General features: G+C 72.8%; 16 protein-coding genes. 9 read left to right on the top strand and 7 right to left on the bottom strand.

Features of this window, described 5'->3' with window-relative positions:
• The coding region (locus tag ACZ6EG_RS18050; RefSeq protein WP_469605543.1) for a biotin carboxylase N-terminal domain-containing protein at nt 1-211 on the bottom strand (211 nt) is incomplete at its 3' end.
• Between the two features lie 374 nt (nt 212-585).
• Between ACZ6EG_RS18050 and ACZ6EG_RS18045 the strand changes: the two genes are divergently transcribed.
• The gene (locus ACZ6EG_RS18045) at nt 586-1,080 is read left to right on the top strand and encodes a hypothetical protein (RefSeq protein WP_469605540.1); all 495 of its coding nucleotides are present in this window, start codon (nt 586-588) and stop codon (nt 1,078-1,080) included.
• Here ACZ6EG_RS18045 and ACZ6EG_RS18040 read toward each other — a convergent pair.
• From ACZ6EG_RS18040 to ACZ6EG_RS18025, 4 genes are all read right to left on the bottom strand, one after another.
• Nucleotides 1,049-1,672, bottom strand: a complete 624-nt coding sequence (locus ACZ6EG_RS18040; protein ID WP_384701223.1) for a nucleoside triphosphate pyrophosphatase — start codon at nt 1,670-1,672, stop codon at nt 1,049-1,051. The genes ACZ6EG_RS18045 and ACZ6EG_RS18040 overlap by 32 nt on opposite strands.
• A 40-nt stretch (nt 1,673-1,712) precedes the next feature.
• The gene (gene mmpB, locus ACZ6EG_RS18035) at nt 1,713-1,841 is read right to left on the bottom strand and encodes a morphogenic membrane protein MmpB (RefSeq protein ID WP_079030363.1); all 129 of its coding nucleotides are present in this window, start codon (nt 1,839-1,841) and stop codon (nt 1,713-1,715) included.
• A 153-nt stretch (nt 1,842-1,994) separates the two neighbouring features.
• Entirely contained in the window at nt 1,995-2,204 is a 210-nt protein-coding gene (locus ACZ6EG_RS18030) for an acyl-CoA carboxylase epsilon subunit (protein ID WP_356603995.1), read from the bottom strand.
• An 18-nt stretch (nt 2,205-2,222) separates the two neighbouring features.
• Nucleotides 2,223-3,815: an acyl-CoA carboxylase subunit beta gene (locus ACZ6EG_RS18025; protein WP_356603997.1), complete on the bottom strand. Its 1,593-nt coding sequence runs from the start codon at nt 3,813-3,815 to the stop codon at nt 2,223-2,225.
• Nucleotides 3,816-3,925: 110 nt separating this feature from the next.
• Between ACZ6EG_RS18025 and ACZ6EG_RS18020 the strand changes: the two genes are divergently transcribed.
• Nucleotides 3,926-4,792, top strand: coding sequence for a biotin--[acetyl-CoA-carboxylase] ligase (locus ACZ6EG_RS18020; protein WP_391969789.1), 867 nt, complete (start codon nt 3,926-3,928; stop codon nt 4,790-4,792).
• 126 nt (nt 4,793-4,918) lie between these two features.
• On the top strand, nt 4,919-6,061 hold the full coding sequence (locus tag ACZ6EG_RS18015; protein WP_356604001.1) for an adenylate/guanylate cyclase domain-containing protein: 1,143 nt from the start codon (nt 4,919-4,921) through the stop codon (nt 6,059-6,061).
• A 33-nt stretch (nt 6,062-6,094) separates the two neighbouring features.
• On the opposite strand, the gene ACZ6EG_RS18010 is transcribed toward ACZ6EG_RS18015, so the two are convergent.
• Nucleotides 6,095-6,781: a hypothetical protein gene (locus ACZ6EG_RS18010; RefSeq protein ID WP_469605531.1), complete on the bottom strand. Its 687-nt coding sequence runs from the start codon at nt 6,779-6,781 to the stop codon at nt 6,095-6,097.
• Between the two features lie 211 nt (nt 6,782-6,992).
• Between ACZ6EG_RS18010 and ACZ6EG_RS18005 the strand changes: the two genes are divergently transcribed.
• The 3 genes from ACZ6EG_RS18005 to hutH all read left to right on the top strand — a co-directional run bounded on the left by ACZ6EG_RS18005 (nt 6,993) and on the right by hutH (nt 10,749).
• Complete coding sequence (locus tag ACZ6EG_RS18005) at nt 6,993-7,793, top strand: enoyl-CoA hydratase/isomerase family protein (protein ID WP_391969787.1); 801 nt, start codon at nt 6,993-6,995, stop codon at nt 7,791-7,793.
• Nucleotides 7,794-7,938: 145 nt separating this feature from the next.
• Nucleotides 7,939-9,087 carry a GGDEF domain-containing protein gene (locus tag ACZ6EG_RS18000; RefSeq protein WP_391969786.1) on the top strand — a complete coding sequence of 383 codons (1,149 nt, stop codon included), beginning with the start codon at nt 7,939-7,941 and terminating at the stop codon, nt 9,085-9,087.
• Between the two features lie 93 nt (nt 9,088-9,180).
• Complete coding sequence (hutH, locus tag ACZ6EG_RS17995; RefSeq protein WP_469605575.1) at nt 9,181-10,749, top strand: histidine ammonia-lyase; 1,569 nt, start codon at nt 9,181-9,183, stop codon at nt 10,747-10,749.
• Nucleotides 10,750-10,868: 119 nt separating this feature from the next.
• On the opposite strand, the gene ACZ6EG_RS17990 is transcribed toward hutH, so the two are convergent.
• On the bottom strand, nt 10,869-11,186 hold the full coding sequence (locus tag ACZ6EG_RS17990; RefSeq protein WP_356604009.1) for a hypothetical protein: 318 nt from the start codon (nt 11,184-11,186) through the stop codon (nt 10,869-10,871).
• Between the two features lie 109 nt (nt 11,187-11,295).
• Between ACZ6EG_RS17990 and ACZ6EG_RS17985 the strand changes: the two genes are divergently transcribed.
• The 3 genes from ACZ6EG_RS17985 to ACZ6EG_RS17975 all read left to right on the top strand — a co-directional run bounded on the left by ACZ6EG_RS17985 (nt 11,296) and on the right by ACZ6EG_RS17975 (nt 14,745).
• Complete coding sequence (locus ACZ6EG_RS17985) at nt 11,296-11,649, top strand: hypothetical protein (protein WP_391969785.1); 354 nt, start codon at nt 11,296-11,298, stop codon at nt 11,647-11,649.
• 232 nt (nt 11,650-11,881) lie between these two features.
• Complete coding sequence (locus ACZ6EG_RS17980; protein ID WP_383648154.1) at nt 11,882-13,126, top strand: L,D-transpeptidase; 1,245 nt, start codon at nt 11,882-11,884, stop codon at nt 13,124-13,126.
• 173 nt (nt 13,127-13,299) lie between these two features.
• The gene (locus ACZ6EG_RS17975; protein ID WP_469605524.1) at nt 13,300-14,745 is read left to right on the top strand and encodes an ABC transporter permease; all 1,446 of its coding nucleotides are present in this window, start codon (nt 13,300-13,302) and stop codon (nt 14,743-14,745) included.
• The last annotated feature ends 11 nt before the right edge of the window (nt 14,746-14,756 follow it).

The following is a 14,756-nucleotide window of genomic DNA, read 5'->3' as shown; positions in this document are numbered from 1 at the left end:
CGCTGGCCGCTTTGAGGACCTTGGAGATGTCCAGATAGCTGGCCGCGGGGGTGTCACCACCCAGGGCGAACGCCTCATCAGCGGCGCGGACATGCAGAGCGTCCCGGTCCGGGTCCGCATAGACGGCCACGCTCGCGATCCCGGCGTCCCGGCAGGCCCGGGCCACGCGGACAGCGATTTCGCCACGGTTGGCGATGAGCACCTTGCGCACGATTGAGGCTCCCTCCTTGAAACAAGCCGAGTTTAGGGACTGCCGACACGGCACTTCGACCCGTCCCCAATGGTGAGCTTGCCCACACGGAGCGTGATTCGAGGCTCACTCGACCCGCGAAATCCCTTGTAGTGCCGCGAAACACAGCACTCCTCGGGCAAACCCTAGCCCTCCTGTGTGGGCAAGGTCTCTGTAAGAGGGTGCTGCGGGCCACTCTGTTTCTTTGTGGAGTCCCTACGAATGGCCCAATGATTCTTTGCCCGCGGCAGACCCCTTGTCGCGAGGTTTACCCGTTAGTAACGTGCCGGATGTCTCGGACGTACTTGGGGTAACAGCTGTCCTGTGCGGCAGCGGTCGAAAGTGGGTGGGGACCGGTGACAGTGCGCAGGCCGGTGGCGTGGACCGTGGCGGTCGTGCTCTTCGCGGAGGCGGTCGGCGTCGCGGCGCTGAACTGGTTCCTCGGGATCGTCGTCGACCGCCAGGACATGTCCCTGGCCGGTCTCGACCCGGACATGATGTCCGTGTCCTCGAAGATCGGCGGAGTCGTCTTCGGGCTCTACTTCGCGCTGTGCGGGCTGGTGGCCCTGCTCGTGGCGGTGCGGGACCGCCCGCCGGCCGGAGTCGGGCGGGTGCTGCTCGTCAGCGCGGCCGTGGTGCACGCGCTGCTCGGCGCCTTCGGCTGGGGGCTGGTGGGCTGGCACGCCTTCCTCTTCATGGTCCTGGTGCTGGCCCTCATCGTGCTGCTGCTGATGACCTACGACACCCGGACCGGGCCCGCGGCCGGTGAACCGGCGGCCCGCGGGCCCGAGGACGGCAAGGGCGGCGACGGCGCCCCCGTCAGCCCTCCACCGGCGCCCACAACTCCGTGATGCCGACCCCGAGGTCGGCCAGGAGGCGGCGCAGGAGGGGCAGGCTCAGCCCGATCACGTTCCCGTGGTCGCCCTCGATGCCCTCGATGAACGGGGCCGAGCGGCCGTCCAGGGTGAAGGCCCCGGCGACGTAGAGGGGCTCGCCCGAGGCGACGTAGGCGGCGATCTCCGCGTCGGTCGGCTCGCCGAAGCGGACGACGGTGGAGGCGGTCGCCGAGACGTGGCGGCCGGAGGCGGTGTCCCAGACGCAGTGGCCGGTCTGCAGGGTGCCCGCCCGGCCGCGCATCGCCTTCCAGCGGGCGGTGGCCTCCTCGGCGTCCGCGGGCTTGCCGAGGGCCTGTCCGTCCAGGTCGAGCACCGAGTCGCAGCCGATCACCAGGGCACCGCGCACCTCGGGCTTCGCGGCCACCACGGAGGCCTTGGCCTCGGCGAGGGCGAGGGCCAGCTCGGCGGGGGTGGGCGCGGTGACCGCGTCCTCGTCCACGCCGCTCACCAGCACCTCGGGGACGAGCCCGGCCTGGCGCAGCAGCCCGAGCCGGGCCGGGGACTGGGAGGCGAGGACGAGGCGGCGGCGCGGCTGCTGATCTGTCATGCCGTCCAGCGTATCGGCGGCGCCGGGCGGACCGCCCGCGCTATCCGAGCCCGATGACGATCATCGCGAGAACCATCGCCAGCGCCAGGAAGACGCTCAGCCGCCGCAGCCTGTCCTGCATGTCGCGCAGTTCCTCGGGCGGCTCGTTCTCGGGATCGGACCACAGCATTCCACCAGCGTGCGACCTGGTGAGGGGGCGGCGCGTGAGTACGGGTACTCATTCCGGGGGCGGGGAGCCCAGGGGCGCGGAGTCTCCTCCTCTGCGCGCTCCCGCCGCGGAGCCGCACATCGGCAGGGCCCCGCGCCCCCGGGAGGGCGGTCCCTAGCCCGGCCAGTAGGTGCGGCCCCAAGCCGCGGGGCCCGGCTGCGGCAGGTGGGCCGACGCGATGCGCGACGGGTCGGACCACGCGTCGCGCGGTCCCCGGGCGCCGGACGGCTCCTCCTCCGCCGCCACGGCGCGGGCGCGGACCACCGCCAGGGCGGCGGCCAGCTCCTCGGGGGTCGGGTTGCCCCGTACGACCTTGATGGTCACAGCGGCTCCTTGCAGGGCTCAGAGAGGGATGTTGCCGTGCTTCTTCGGGGGGAGGGTTTCCCGCTTCGTGCGCAGCTGACGCAGGCCGCGGACGATGTGGCGGCGGGTGTCGGACGGCATGATCACGGCGTCGACGTAACCGCGCTCGGCCGCCGTGTAGGGGTTGAGGAGGGTGTCCTCGTACTCCTGGATCAGGCGGGCGCGGGTGGCCTCGGCGTCGTCACCGGCATCGGCGATGGTGCGGCGGTGCAGGATGTTGACCGCGCCCTGGGCGCCCATGACGGCGATCTGGGCGGTGGGCCAGGCCAGGTTGAGATCGGCGCCCAGGTGCTTGGAGCCCATGACGTCGTAGGCGCCGCCGAAGGCCTTGCGGGTGATGACCGTGATCAGGGGGACCGTGGCCTCGGCGTAGGCGAAGATCAGCTTGGCGCCGCGGCGGATGATGCCGTCGTGCTCCTGGTCGACGCCGGGCAGGAAGCCGGGGACGTCCACGAAGGTGATCACGGGGACGTTGAAGGCGTCGCAGGTGCGCACGAAGCGGGCCGCCTTCTCGGAGGCCGTGATGTCCAGGCAGCCGGCGAACTGCATCGGCTGGTTGGCGACGATGCCGACCGGGCGGCCCTCGACGCGGCCGAAGCCGGTGAGGATGTTCGGCGCGAACAGCGCCTGCGTCTCGAAGAACTCGGCGTCGTCGAGGACGTGCTCGATGACGCTGTGCATGTCGTACGGCTGGTTCGCCGAGTCCGGGACGATCGCGTCCAGCTCGGCGTCCTCGTCGGTGAGGGCGAGGTCCGCCTCCTCCGGGAAGGCGGGCGGCTCGGAGAGGTTGTTGGAGGGCAGGTACGACAGCAACTGCTTGACGTACTCGACGGCGTCCTTCTCGTCGCCCGCCATGTGGTGCGCCACGCCGGAGGTGGAGTTGTGGGTGCGGGCGCCGCCCAGCTCCTCGAAGCCGACGTCCTCGCCGGTGACGGTCTTGATGACGTCGGGGCCGGTGATGAACATGTGGCTGGTCTGGTCGACCATCACCGTGAAGTCGGTGATCGCGGGCGAGTACACCGCGCCGCCCGCGCAGGGGCCGACGACCAGGCTGATCTGCGGGATGACGCCGGAGGCGTGCGTGTTGCGGCGGAAGATCTCCCCGTACGCGCCGAGGGAGGCCACGCCCTCCTGGATGCGGGCGCCGCCGGAGTCGTTGATGCCGATGACCGGGCAGCCGGTCTTCAGCGCGAAGTCCATGACCTTGACGATCTTCTGGCCGTAGACCTCGCCCAGCGCGCCGCCGAAGACGGTGAAGTCCTGCGAGAAGACGGCGACCGGACGGCCGTCGACCGTGCCGTAGCCGGTGACGACGCCGTCGCCGTAGGGGCGGTTGGCGTCCAGGCCGAAGTTGGAGGAGCGGTGCCGGGCGAACTCGTCCAGCTCGACGAAGGAGTCCTCGTCGAGCAGGAGGTCGATGCGCTCACGGGCCGTCAGCTTGCCCTTGGCGTGCTGCTTCTCGACGGCGCGTTCCGAACCGGCGTGCGTCGCTTCCTCGATACGGCGCCTGAGGTCCGCGAGCTTGCCCGCGGTCGTGTGGATGTCGGGCTGCTGCTCTTCCGGCTCGGACATCGGGATGCGGCTCCCTGCCTGCTCAAAAGGGGGGACGGTTACTCGTTCGTAGAGTAGTGGGGGGCCTTCCGATCGGCAGTGCGGTGTTTCCCACACCTAGGGTGGGTTGCATGACGCCCCGAGATGCCTCCGACCCCTCGCGCAGCCCCTGGTCCGACCTGAGCCGGCCGCCCCTCAGCAGCACGGCCCTGCGCCGGGGGCTGGTGCGGGAGGACGGGCTGTGGCGGCGGGTGGACGTGGTGCGGCGCACCGGCTCCACCAACTCCGACCTCGTGGCCCGTGCCGCCGCGGGGGAGGCGGGCGAGGGCGCGGTGCTGGTCGCCGAGGAGCAGACGGCCGCCCGCGGACGCCTCGACCGGCAGTGGACGGCACCCGCCCGCTCCGGGCTCTTCTTCTCCGTGCTGCTGAACCCCGCCGAGGTCCCCCTCACCCACTGGGGCTGGCTGCCGCTGCTCACCGGCGTGGCGGTGGCGACCGGGCTGTCCCGGACCGCGGGCGTCGACACGGCCCTGAAGTGGCCCAACGACCTGCTGGTCACGGTCGGCGACGAGGAGCGCAAGGCGGGCGGCATCCTGGCCGAGCGGGCCGGTGACGCCGGGGTCGTCGTCGGCGTCGGCGTCAACGTCACCCTCCGGGCGGACGAGCTGCCGGTCCCCAGGGCCGGGTCGCTGGCGCTGGCCGGGGCGGTCAACACCGACCGGGACCCGCTGCTGCGGGGCGTGCTGCGGTCGCTGGAGGACTGGTACGGGCGCTGGCGTGCGGCCGGGGGCGACCCGGCGGCCAGCGGGCTCCAGGAGACGTACGCGGCGGGCTGCGCGACGCTGGGGAGGATGGTGCGGGCGGAGCTTCCGGGAGACCGGTCGCTCGTGGGGGAGGCGGTGGCCGTGGACGGGGAGGGGCGGCTGGTGCTGGCCACGGAGACCGGCGTGCAGGAGCCGGTGGGGGCGGGGGACATCGTGCATCTGCGACCGGCGTGAACGCGCCCGCCCCGCCGGCGCCGGGGTGCCACCGCGGACTCCGCGTGACGGAGTGAGCTGGGGCACACCTGACGTAAAGTTGGGGCCGGTCGAACCTGACCGCGGCAGATCGGAAGGGCAGCAGGCGTGACCGTCGACGACACGGGCTCCGGCGCGGACGGGGACGGCCGGGTGGACCCCGAGCCCGACCCGGACTCCGCCGACTCCGGCGAGGACCCGCTCGCGCTGCGCCTGGAAGGGCTCATCCTGGGCGCCGAGCGCCGCTACACCCCCTTCCAGGCCGCCCGCAGCGCGGGCGTGTCCATGGAACTGGCGTCCCGTTTCTGGCGGGCCATGGGCTTCGCCGACATCGGCCAGGCCAAGGCGCTCACCGAGGCCGACGTCCTCGCGCTGCGGCGGCTGGCCGGTCTGGTGGAGGCGGGGCTGCTCAGCGAGGCCATGGCGGTGCAGGTGGCCCGGTCCACGGGACAGACCACCGCCCGGTTGGCCGAGTGGCAGATCGACTCCTTCCTGGAGGGGCTCACCGAGCCGCCGGAGCCGGGGATGACGCGCACCGAGGTGACGTACCCCATCGTCGAGCTGCTCCTGCCCGAGCTCCAGGAGTTCCTCGTCTACGTGTGGCGCCGCCAGCTCGCCGCCTCGGCCGGCCGGGTCGTGCAGGCCGGTGACGACGAGGAGATGGTCGACCGGCGGCTCGCGGTGGGCTTCGCGGACCTGGTCGGCTTCACCCGGCTGACCCGCCGGATGGAGGAGGAGGAACTCGGCGAGCTGGTCGAGGCCTTCGAGACCACCGCCGCCGACCTGGTCGCCGCACGCGGTGGACGCCTGATCAAGACCCTCGGCGACGAGGTGCTCTACGCGGCCGACGACGCCGGTACGGCCGCCGAGATCGCGCTGCTCCTCGTCGAGACGATGGCGAACGACGAGACCATGCCGGAACTGCGCGTGGGCATCGCCTTCGGCACGGTGACCACCCGGATGGGCGATGTCTTCGGCACGACCGTCAACCTGGCTTCCCGGCTCACGTCGATAGCTCCCCGGGACGCGGTCCTCGTCGACTCGGCCCTCGCCGAGGAGCTGGTCCGTACGCGGGACGCCCCCGAGTCGGAGGCCGTGGCGGCCGAGGAGGCCGCCGCCGCCGAGAAGGAGGGCGAGGCGCCGCCGGCGTACCGCTTCGCGCTCCAGCCGATGTGGCAGCGGCCGGTCCGCGGCCTCGGCGTGGTGGAACCGTGGCTGCTCACGCGGCGGGGCGAGGACGGGGAGTCCTGACGAGGGCGTTGGCCCGGCGCCCCCGGGCGCCCGTCAGCGGTTGCCGCCGAGCAGGTCCACGCACAGGCCGATGACCGGCACGCACAGGCCGTCCGGGTGGTCGTGGCCCGGCGCGGGCGCCGGCGTGCCGCGACCGGGCGGCGGGTCGGGTGTGGGGCGAGGTGCGGGCGCTCCCGGCCGGGGCGGCGGGGAGGACCGGGGCGGCGGCGCCTGAGCGGGCGGGCCCGCTTCGTTGCCTGAGGATTCCGAAAGGCCCGAGGAGCCCGATGATCCGGGGACGCCCGAGGAGCCCGTCGTCCCCGACGAGCCCGACGAGCCCGAAGCGTCCGTGGTGGTCGTCCCGGAGGGGGACGCGGCGGAGGGCGTGCCCCCGACCGGCCCCGGTATGAGTCCCGGTGCCGGGAACGCGCCGAGACCGCCCATGGCCGAGGTCGCCGACGGACTCACCCGCGGCGGGCCCGCGGTGCTCGCGGCGGGGGACGTCCGGTCGGCCGCGGTGCCTCCCGCGCGGTCCGTCTCCACGCGGGGCCCGGCCTCGGCACCGAACCCGTGCACGTCGTCCCCGCCGGGCTCGGCCAGCAGGCGTACGAGGCCCAGGGTGCCGGCCGCGAGGGCCAGGCCGCCGGCCGCGACCATCGCCCCGCGCGGGCGGGGCCGGCGGTGCCTGCCGCGGCGGCTCCGTCCGTACCGCCGATCCGTCGGTGTGCCGGTCGTCGTCATGTTCCCTCCCCGGTGCGCACGCGTCCCCGTCGCGGCGCGGCGGGGCGACGCTATGTGCTGCCGTCGGCGGAGGCGGGGCGGTCGGCCGGATGTCACTCGAACGGGTAAGCGGAGTGCTCCGGGAAACGGACGCGCCCGGCCTTTCCCCGTGCGGGTCCGCCTGCGATGATCGGGCGGTCCAGTCGTTAACCCGCGTTAACCGGAGGGTGTCATGAGCGAGGAGCGGTTCGGAGAGTTCGTCCTGGTGCGGAGGCACGCGGACGGACATGTCGCGGAGCTCGCGCTCGACCGGCCGCAGGCCATGAACGCCGTCTCGACCGCGATGGCCCGGTCCATCGGCGCGGCGTGCGCGGCGCTGGGCGAGGACCGGAGCGTGCGGGTGGTGGTCCTGACCTCGACGCACGAACGGGCGTTCTGCGTCGGGGCCGACCTCAAGGAGCGCAACTCCTTCTCCGACGCCGACCTGCTACGCCAACGGCCGGTGGCGCGGGGCGCCTACACCGCGGTGCTGGAACTCCCGGTGCCGACGGTCGCCGCCGTGCACGGGTTCGCGCTGGGCGGCGGCTTCGAGCTGGCGCTGTCCTGCGACGTGATCGTGGCCGACCCCACGGCGCTGGTCGGCCTGCCCGAGGTGTCGGTCGGGGTGATTCCGGGCGGCGGCGGTACGCAGTTGCTGCCGCGCCGGGTGGGCGCGGCGCGGGCGGCCGAGCTGGTGTTCACGGCGCGGCGGGTGGAGGCCGCGGAGGCGCGTGAGCTGGGGCTCGTGGACCAGTTGGTGGACGAGGGGCGTGACCGGGAGGAGGCGCTGGAGCTGGCCGCCCGGATGGCCGCCAACTCGCCGGTGGGCCTGCGGGCGGCCAAGCGCGCGCTGCGGCTCGGGCACGGGCTGGACCTGCGGGCCGGTCTCGAGGTCGAGGACGCGGCGTGGCGGTCGGTGGCGTTCTCGGGGGACCGGGCCGAGGGGGTCGCGGCGTTCAACGAGAAGCGCGCCCCGCGGTGGCCCGGGGAGTAGCCCAGGCCTCCCTGACCTTTCCCGGCCTCGCCCGGCTTCTCCTGCCCCGCGTGCCTCGCGGGGGCGTCCGGCGACGGGCACGGCCCGGCGACCCTTTCGCCCTGCTTGAGTGACGTTTCTCCCTGAATCTCCCTAGCCTGGAGCGATGGGTGAGGACAGTCGGCTCGCGGCCGTCGTGGCGCTGGCGCAGGGCATGGCCGCCGCGCAGGGCTCGCGCGAGGCATGGCGGGCGGCCGCCGTCGGCGCGTGCAAGGCGCTGGGCGGCAGCTTCGCCGCGCTGTCCGTGTGGGAGCGCGAGCTGGGCCGGCTCCGGGTCCTGGTGAACGTCGGCCGGCGGGCCGAGGACGAGGAGGAGTTCCCGGAGGACGAGTCCTATCCGGTGCACCAGTTCGCGGAGATCACCGAGTTCCTGCACGAGCGCTGGGCCGGCGGCGGGGAGCCCGACGCCTGGGTCGAGACCGCCGAAGGGCCCGCCGCCGGGCGTCCGGGCTACGTCCACCAGCGCGTCGCCGCCCTGCGCCGCCGCGGGCGCGGCTGCTGCGTGGTCGCGCCGATCGTGCTGCACGGCCGGGCCTGGGGCGAGCTGTACGTCGCCCGCCCGGTCGGGGAGCGGGTCTTCGAGCGGGCCGACGCCGACTTCGCCACCGTGCTGGCCTCGGTGGTGGCCGCCGGGATAGCGCAGACCGAACGGCTGGAGGAGGTCCGGCGGCTGGCCTACACCGACGCGCTCACCGGTCTGGCCAACCGCCGCGCGGTCGACTCCGCGCTGGACGAGGCCGTCGAGCGGCACCGCAGGGAGGACGTGGTCGTCAGTCTCCTCGTGTGCGACCTCAACGGTCTTAAGCAGGTGAACGACACCCACGGGCATGCCGCCGGGGACCGGCTCCTGGAGCGCTTCGGGTCGGTGCTGTCCCTGTGCGGGGCGATGCTGCCGGGGGCGCTCGCGGCACGGCTGGGCGGGGACGAGTTCTGCCTGCTCGCGGTCGGGCCGGCCGCCGACGCCGTGGTCAAGGCGGCCGAGGAGCTGTGCCGCCGGGCGGGCGAGCTGGAGCTGGGTGAGGGCGTGGCCTGCGGGGTGGCGTCCACGGAGGACCCCGTGGGGCCGGTGCGCTCCGCCCGGAGGCTGTTCCGGCTCGCGGACGCGGCCCAGTACCGCGCCAAGGCCGAACGGTCGGAGGGACCGGTCGTCGCCGGCCGCGAGGGACCCGACGACCCCGTGGTCCGGCTCGCGGACGAGCCCTCCCGCGAGGAGGACGGCGAGCGCAGGCGGTTCCGGGGGCGGCACTCGCCGTGAGGCGGACGTGGTAAGGGGCGAACCCGGTGCCCGGTGGTGACGTACCCCCTCGTGACATCATCGAATTCAGTGCGTACGCTCCTGAATATGGATATGCACAGTGTGATGGTGGGGACCACCGGAGTCACCGCGTCCGACGTCCTCGCCGTGGCGCGCGGCGGCGCCCGGGTCGAGCTCTCCGGCGAGGCGGTGGCCGCTCTGGCCGCGGCCCGCGAGATCGTGGACGCGCTGGCCGCCAAGCCGGACCCCGTGTACGGCGTGAGCACCGGGTTCGGCGCCCTGGCGACCCGGCACATCAGCCCGGAACTGCGGGCTCAGCTGCAGCGCAACATCGTGCGCTCGCACGCCGCCGGGATGGGTCCGCGCGTCGAGCGCGAGGTGGTCCGCGCGCTGATGTTCCTGCGGCTGAAGACCGTCTGCTCCGGGCACACCGGCGTCCGGCCGGAGGTGGCGCAGACCATGGCCGACGTGCTCAACGCCGGGATCACCCCGGTCGTGCACGAGTACGGCTCCCTCGGCTGCTCCGGCGACCTCGCCCCGCTCTCGCACTGCGCGCTCGCCCTCATGGGGGAGGGGGACGCCGAGGGCCCCGACGGCACCGTGCGGCCGGCCGGCGAGCTGCTCGCCGAGCACGGCATCGCCCCCGTCGAGCTGCGCGAGAAGGAGGGCCTCGCCCTGCTCAACGGCACCGACGGCATGCTCGGCATGCTGGTCATGGCCCTCGCCGACCTCGACACCCTCTACAAGTCCGCCGACGTCACCGCCGCCCTGACCATGGAGGCCCTGCTCGGCACCGACCGCGTACTGGCGCCCGAGCTGCACGCCATCCGCCCGCACCCCGGGCAGGCCGCGAGCGCCGCCAACATGCTGGCCGTGCTCAAGGGCTCGGGCCTGACCGGGCACCACCAGGACGACGCCCCCCGCGTGCAGGACGCCTACTCGGTGCGCTGCGCCCCGCAGGTCGCGGGCGCCGGACGCGACACCCTGGCCCACGCGACGCTGGTCGCCGAGCGCGAACTGGCGTCGGCCGTGGACAACCCGGTGGTCCTGCCGGGGGGTACCTCCCAGGCTTTCGGCACTGGGGGTGGCCGGGTGGAGTCCAACGGCAACTTCCACGGAGCCCCGGTCGCCTACGTCCTGGACTTCCTCGCCGTCGCCGTCGCCGACCTCGGCTCCATCGCGGAGCGGCGCACCGACCGGCTGCTGGACAAGAACCGCAGCCACGGCCTGCCGCCGTTCCTCGCCGACGACGCCGGCGTCGACTCCGGCCTGATGATCGCCCAGTACACGCAGGCCGCCCTGGTCAGCGAGTTGAAGCGGCTGGCCGTACCGGCCTCCGCGGACTCCATCCCCTCCTCCGCGATGCAGGAGGACCACGTGTCGATGGGCTGGTCGGCGGCGCGTAAGCTGCGCACGGCCGTCGACAACCTGACCCGCGTGATCGCCGTCGAGCTGTACGCCGCCACGCGCGCGATCCAGCTCCGCGAGGGCCTCACCCCCGCGCCCGCCTCGCAGGCCGTCATCGATGCCGTACGGGCGGCCGGCGTCGAGGGTCCCGGCCCGGACCGCTACCTGGCGCCGGACCTCGCCGCGGCGGACGCCTTCGTGCGCGGCGGGCACCTGGTCGCGGCGGCGGAGACGGTCACCGGGCCGCTGCGCTGACCGGGCCGGACGCGAAGAGGGGCCCCGCCCGGAGGACGGGGCCCCTGTTCCGTCTGCGTACTCGCGGCGGACTCACCGTCTCCGGACGGTCAAGAGTGCCAAAAGAACGTCAAGTTTCCTCAAAAGTCGAGGCGTTCCCGACGTACCGAGTAGCCCACGAAGCCTGCCCCGAGACCGAGGCAGAGGGCGCCGCCGACGACGTACGGAGTGCTGTCGAAGCTGCCGGTGTCGGCCAGGCGGGTGGTGCCCTCGCCGGAGGCGGCCGTACCCGTGGATACGGCTCTGGCCTGCTCGGTGACCTGCGGAGACGGGGTCGCGGCGGCGGACTGGAGCACCTGCGTGTCGGGTGTCGCGTTCGCGGACGGGACGAACCACAGGGCACACAGCAGACCCCCCGCGGCGGCGGCGGTCAGCAACGGACGGCGAGCGGATGACACGGAATATCGATCCCCTTGTGGCGCTGGCGAATTGGCCGTGTGGGCAGATGTTAGTGAAAGGCGCGGGTCACGGGAAAGTCACGGGAGGGGCCGGCCTTACGCTCCGGACATGAGCACTCCAGAGACATCACGTTTTGTACGGGTTCGCGTCGACCTCGTCCTCGCGATCGACGACGACGAGGCCGTCACGGGGGCCGCGCTCCAGGCGCTCGCCGACGACGCCGACCTGCCCGACGGGGAACGCGCCCGGGCCGAGCGCGCCGTGACGGAGGACACCGCCGAGGCGCTGGCCCATCTCGTCGACCCGTTCGACCTGGTCAGCGCGGTGCCCGGGGTGGAACTCCAGCAGGCCTCCTGGAGCAGCGAGCAGATCGACTACGACCCCGATTCGTCCGAGTGGGACCTCGGCGAGGATGATGGCGACGAGAACGACCCGGAAGACGAGGAAATGACGGTCGGCTGACGCGGTGTGGGAAAACTTCTGACCCCGGGCGGCAACCACCGCCCGGGGTTTCGTCGTCTCAGGGGGCGCGCACGACCCACCCTCCCGTCGCACGCCACCGTCCGCCTCGGCGCAAACGTGGCATGCCCCACACCGGGCAGCGATGGGGAACGGGACGAACCGGTCGTAGCGTTGAAGGTCTTGACGGGGAATCTCGGGGTTTCCGGAATCGGCAACGATGGAGAAGCGTGTGATGACGGACGGTAAGCGGCGCAAGGGCCTGGCGGCCGCGTCCGCACTGCTCGGCGGTGTGCTGGTGCTCTCGGCTTGTTCGGGCAGCGACGCCGAGACCTCCGGTGGTGGGGACAAGACCTCGCAGGCCGAGGCCGACGCGGCGGCGGCCAAGGAGTCGTCCGAGGCGCAGATCAAGATCACCCCCGACGACGGCTCGGACAACGCCTCCATCAACAACTCGGCCGGCGTCACCGTGAGCAAGGGCACGCTCACCCAGGTGAAGATGACCGCCACCGACGGCACCGAGGTCAGCGGCCGGATATCGTCCGACAAGACCAGCTGGAAGCCCACCGGCCAGCTGGAGCGGGCCACCACCTACAAGCTGACGGCGACCGCGCAGGACTCCGAGGGCCGCGCCGCCCACGAGAACGCGTCGTTCACCACGGTCTCCCCGAAGAACAGCTTCATCGGCACCTTCACCCCGGACGACGGCAAGACCGTCGGTGTCGGCATGCCCGTGTCGATCAACTTCGACAAGGAGATCACCGACAAGGCCGCCGTCCAGAAGGGCATCACGGTCAACACCACCAGTGGCCAGGAAGTCGCCTGCCACTGGTTCAGCACCCAGCGCATGGACTGCCGCCCCGAGGACTACTGGCAGGAGGGCGCGACCGTCACCCTCAAGCTGGCGCTCGACGGCGTCGAGGGCGCCCAGGGCGTCTACGGCGTCCAGCAGAAGACGGTCAGCTTCAAGATCGGCCGCAACCAGGTCTCGTACGTCGACGCGAAGACCAAGCAGATGAAGGTCACGCAGGACGGCAAGACCGTCAAGACGATCCCGATCTCCGCGGGCTCGCCGGAGAACAAGACCTACGAGGGCCAGATGGTGATCTCCGAGAAGTACAAGGAGACCCGGATGGACGGCTCGACGGTCGGCTTCACCGACGACGACGGCAAGGGCGAGTACGACATCAAGGACGTGCCCCACGCCATGCGGCTGAGCACCTCCGGCACCTTCATCCACGGCAACTACTGGGGCAAGGGGATCTTCGGCCAGGCCAACACCAGCCACGGCTGCGTGGGTCTGGCCGACGCCAAGGGCGCCGACGACCCGAACACGCCGGGTGCCTGGTTCTACGACAACTCCATCGTCGGTGACGTGGTCGTCGTCCAGAACACCGGCGACAAGACCATCGCCCCGGACAACGGCCTCAACGGCTGGAACATGGACTGGGCCCAGTGGAAGGCGGGTTCGGCGGTCTGACGGACGGCGGTCCGGCGGTGTGACACCGAACGGCCCGCCCGCCTCCACGACTTCGTCCGGCGCCCGTCGCCCTCCTCACCGGGGGCGGCGGGCGTCCGTCGTCCCCACGGCTTCTCATCCTCCTCTTACGCGGGCCTTATCCCTTCATCACGGGCCGTCCCTAGCTTGCGGCCATGTTCTTCACGTATCTGAGGCGCGAACTGCGCCGCCGCAGAAAGGCGGCCCTCGTCGTCGCCTCCGGGCTGGCGCTGGGCATCGCGCTGGTCATCGTCGTCGACTCGGTCTCCTCCGGCATGGGCCGGGCGCAGGACAAGGTCCTCCAGTCGCTGTACGGGCTGGGCACGGACATGACGGTGACCAAGGCCGCCTCCCCGGCGGACGCGGGTGAACGGCCGCGCTTCCGTTTCGACGCGCGGGAGGACGGCTCCGAGGAGGAGCAGAGCACGGACCGCGTCATGGTGCAGGGGTTCCAGACGCTGGCGGGTTCGACCGTGCGGAAGGTCGCCGGGCAGAGCGGTGTCCATGACGCGGTGGGCGGACTGAGCCTTCAGGTCGTCAAGGTCAGCGGAGAGTTCACCCGCGGCCAGGTCCAGCAGGAGGGCGGCACCGGCGGACAGGGCGGGGGCGAGGGGCCGGGCGGTGAGCAGGCGCCCCAGGGGCGCGTCCAGGGCGGCGGCGCCGACTTCGACGTCAACAGCTACTCGGTCTACGGCACCGACGTCACCGAGCCCGCCCTCGGCCCCCTCACCTCCTCCACCATCACCAGCGGCCGCACCTTCAAGGCGTCGGAGACCGACGCCGAGGTCGCCGTCGCCGACTCCGCCTACGCCAAGGAGAAGAAGCTCGAGGCCGGCAGCACGATCACCGTCAAGGGCACCGAGTTCGAGGTCGTCGGCATCGCCACGGCCGACAGCGGCGACGCGGCGGCCGATCTCTACCTGCCGCTCCGGCAGGCCCAGACGCTGGGCGACGCGAAGGACAAGGTCACCACGATCTACGTCGAGGCGACCGACTCGCAGCGGATCGACGACGTCAAGGCGGGCATCCGGAAGAACATCCCGGGGACCACGGTCACCACCTCCGCCGACCTCGCCGACACGGTCTCCGGCTCCCTGTCCACCGCCTCCTCCCTCGCCGCCGGCGTCGGCAAGTGGCTGTCGATCCTGGTGCTGGTGGCCGCCTTCCTGGTCGCCGGACTCCTCACCTCCTCGGCGGTCTCCCGCCGGGTGCGCGAGTTCGGCACGCTCAAGGCGCTGGGCTGGCGGTCGGGCCGGGTGACCCGGCAGGTGGTCGGTGAGGCCGTCGTCAACGGCCTGATCGGCGGCGTCCTCGGCATCGCGCTCGGCCTGGCGGGCGCGTACGCCGTCACCGCGGCGGCCCCGACGCTCCAGGCCCAGCTCGGCGGCACCGCGGGCGGCTCCGCCGGCGGCATGGGCGGGGGCCCCGGACGGCAGGCCGCCGCGAAGACCCTGGACGTCGCCCTCACCGCGCCCGTCAGCCTCACCACCGTCGCCCTGGCGGTGGGCCTGGCGGTGGCCGGCGGGCTCGTCGCCGGCGGCTTCGGAGGCTGGCGCGCCTCCCGGCTGCGCCCGGCGGACGCCCTGCGCCGCGTCGAGTGACGGCGGGTCAC

This window comes from Streptomyces sp. NPDC041968 (genome assembly GCF_055589025.1).
The sequence above is the reverse complement of the archived record's forward strand: the minus strand, read 5'-3'. Positions and strand labels throughout refer to the sequence as shown.

Excerpts from the sequence above, each read along its gene's own strand:
- ACZ6EG_RS18040 (WP_384701223.1), bottom strand. The coding sequence starts at position 1,672 with ATGACAGATCAGCAGCCGCGCCGCCGCCTCGTCCTCGCCTCCCAGTCC.
- mmpB (WP_079030363.1), bottom strand. The coding sequence starts at position 1,841 with ATGCTGTGGTCCGATCCCGAGAACGAGCCGCCCGAGGAACTGCGCGAC.
- ACZ6EG_RS18025 (WP_356603997.1), bottom strand. The coding sequence starts at position 3,815 with ATGTCCGAGCCGGAAGAGCAGCAGCCCGACATCCACACGACCGCGGGC.
- ACZ6EG_RS18020 (WP_391969789.1), top strand. The coding sequence starts at position 3,926 with ATGACGCCCCGAGATGCCTCCGACCCCTCGCGCAGCCCCTGGTCCGAC.
- ACZ6EG_RS18010 (WP_469605531.1), bottom strand. The coding sequence starts at position 6,781 with ATGACGACGACCGGCACACCGACGGATCGGCGGTACGGACGGAGCCGC.
- ACZ6EG_RS18005 (WP_391969787.1), top strand. The coding sequence starts at position 6,993 with ATGAGCGAGGAGCGGTTCGGAGAGTTCGTCCTGGTGCGGAGGCACGCG.
- ACZ6EG_RS18000 (WP_391969786.1), top strand. The coding sequence starts at position 7,939 with ATGGGTGAGGACAGTCGGCTCGCGGCCGTCGTGGCGCTGGCGCAGGGC.
- hutH (WP_469605575.1), top strand. The coding sequence starts at position 9,181 with ATGCACAGTGTGATGGTGGGGACCACCGGAGTCACCGCGTCCGACGTC.
- ACZ6EG_RS17985 (WP_391969785.1), top strand. The coding sequence starts at position 11,296 with ATGAGCACTCCAGAGACATCACGTTTTGTACGGGTTCGCGTCGACCTC.
- ACZ6EG_RS17980 (WP_383648154.1), top strand. The coding sequence starts at position 11,882 with ATGACGGACGGTAAGCGGCGCAAGGGCCTGGCGGCCGCGTCCGCACTG.
- ACZ6EG_RS17975 (WP_469605524.1), top strand. The coding sequence starts at position 13,300 with ATGTTCTTCACGTATCTGAGGCGCGAACTGCGCCGCCGCAGAAAGGCG.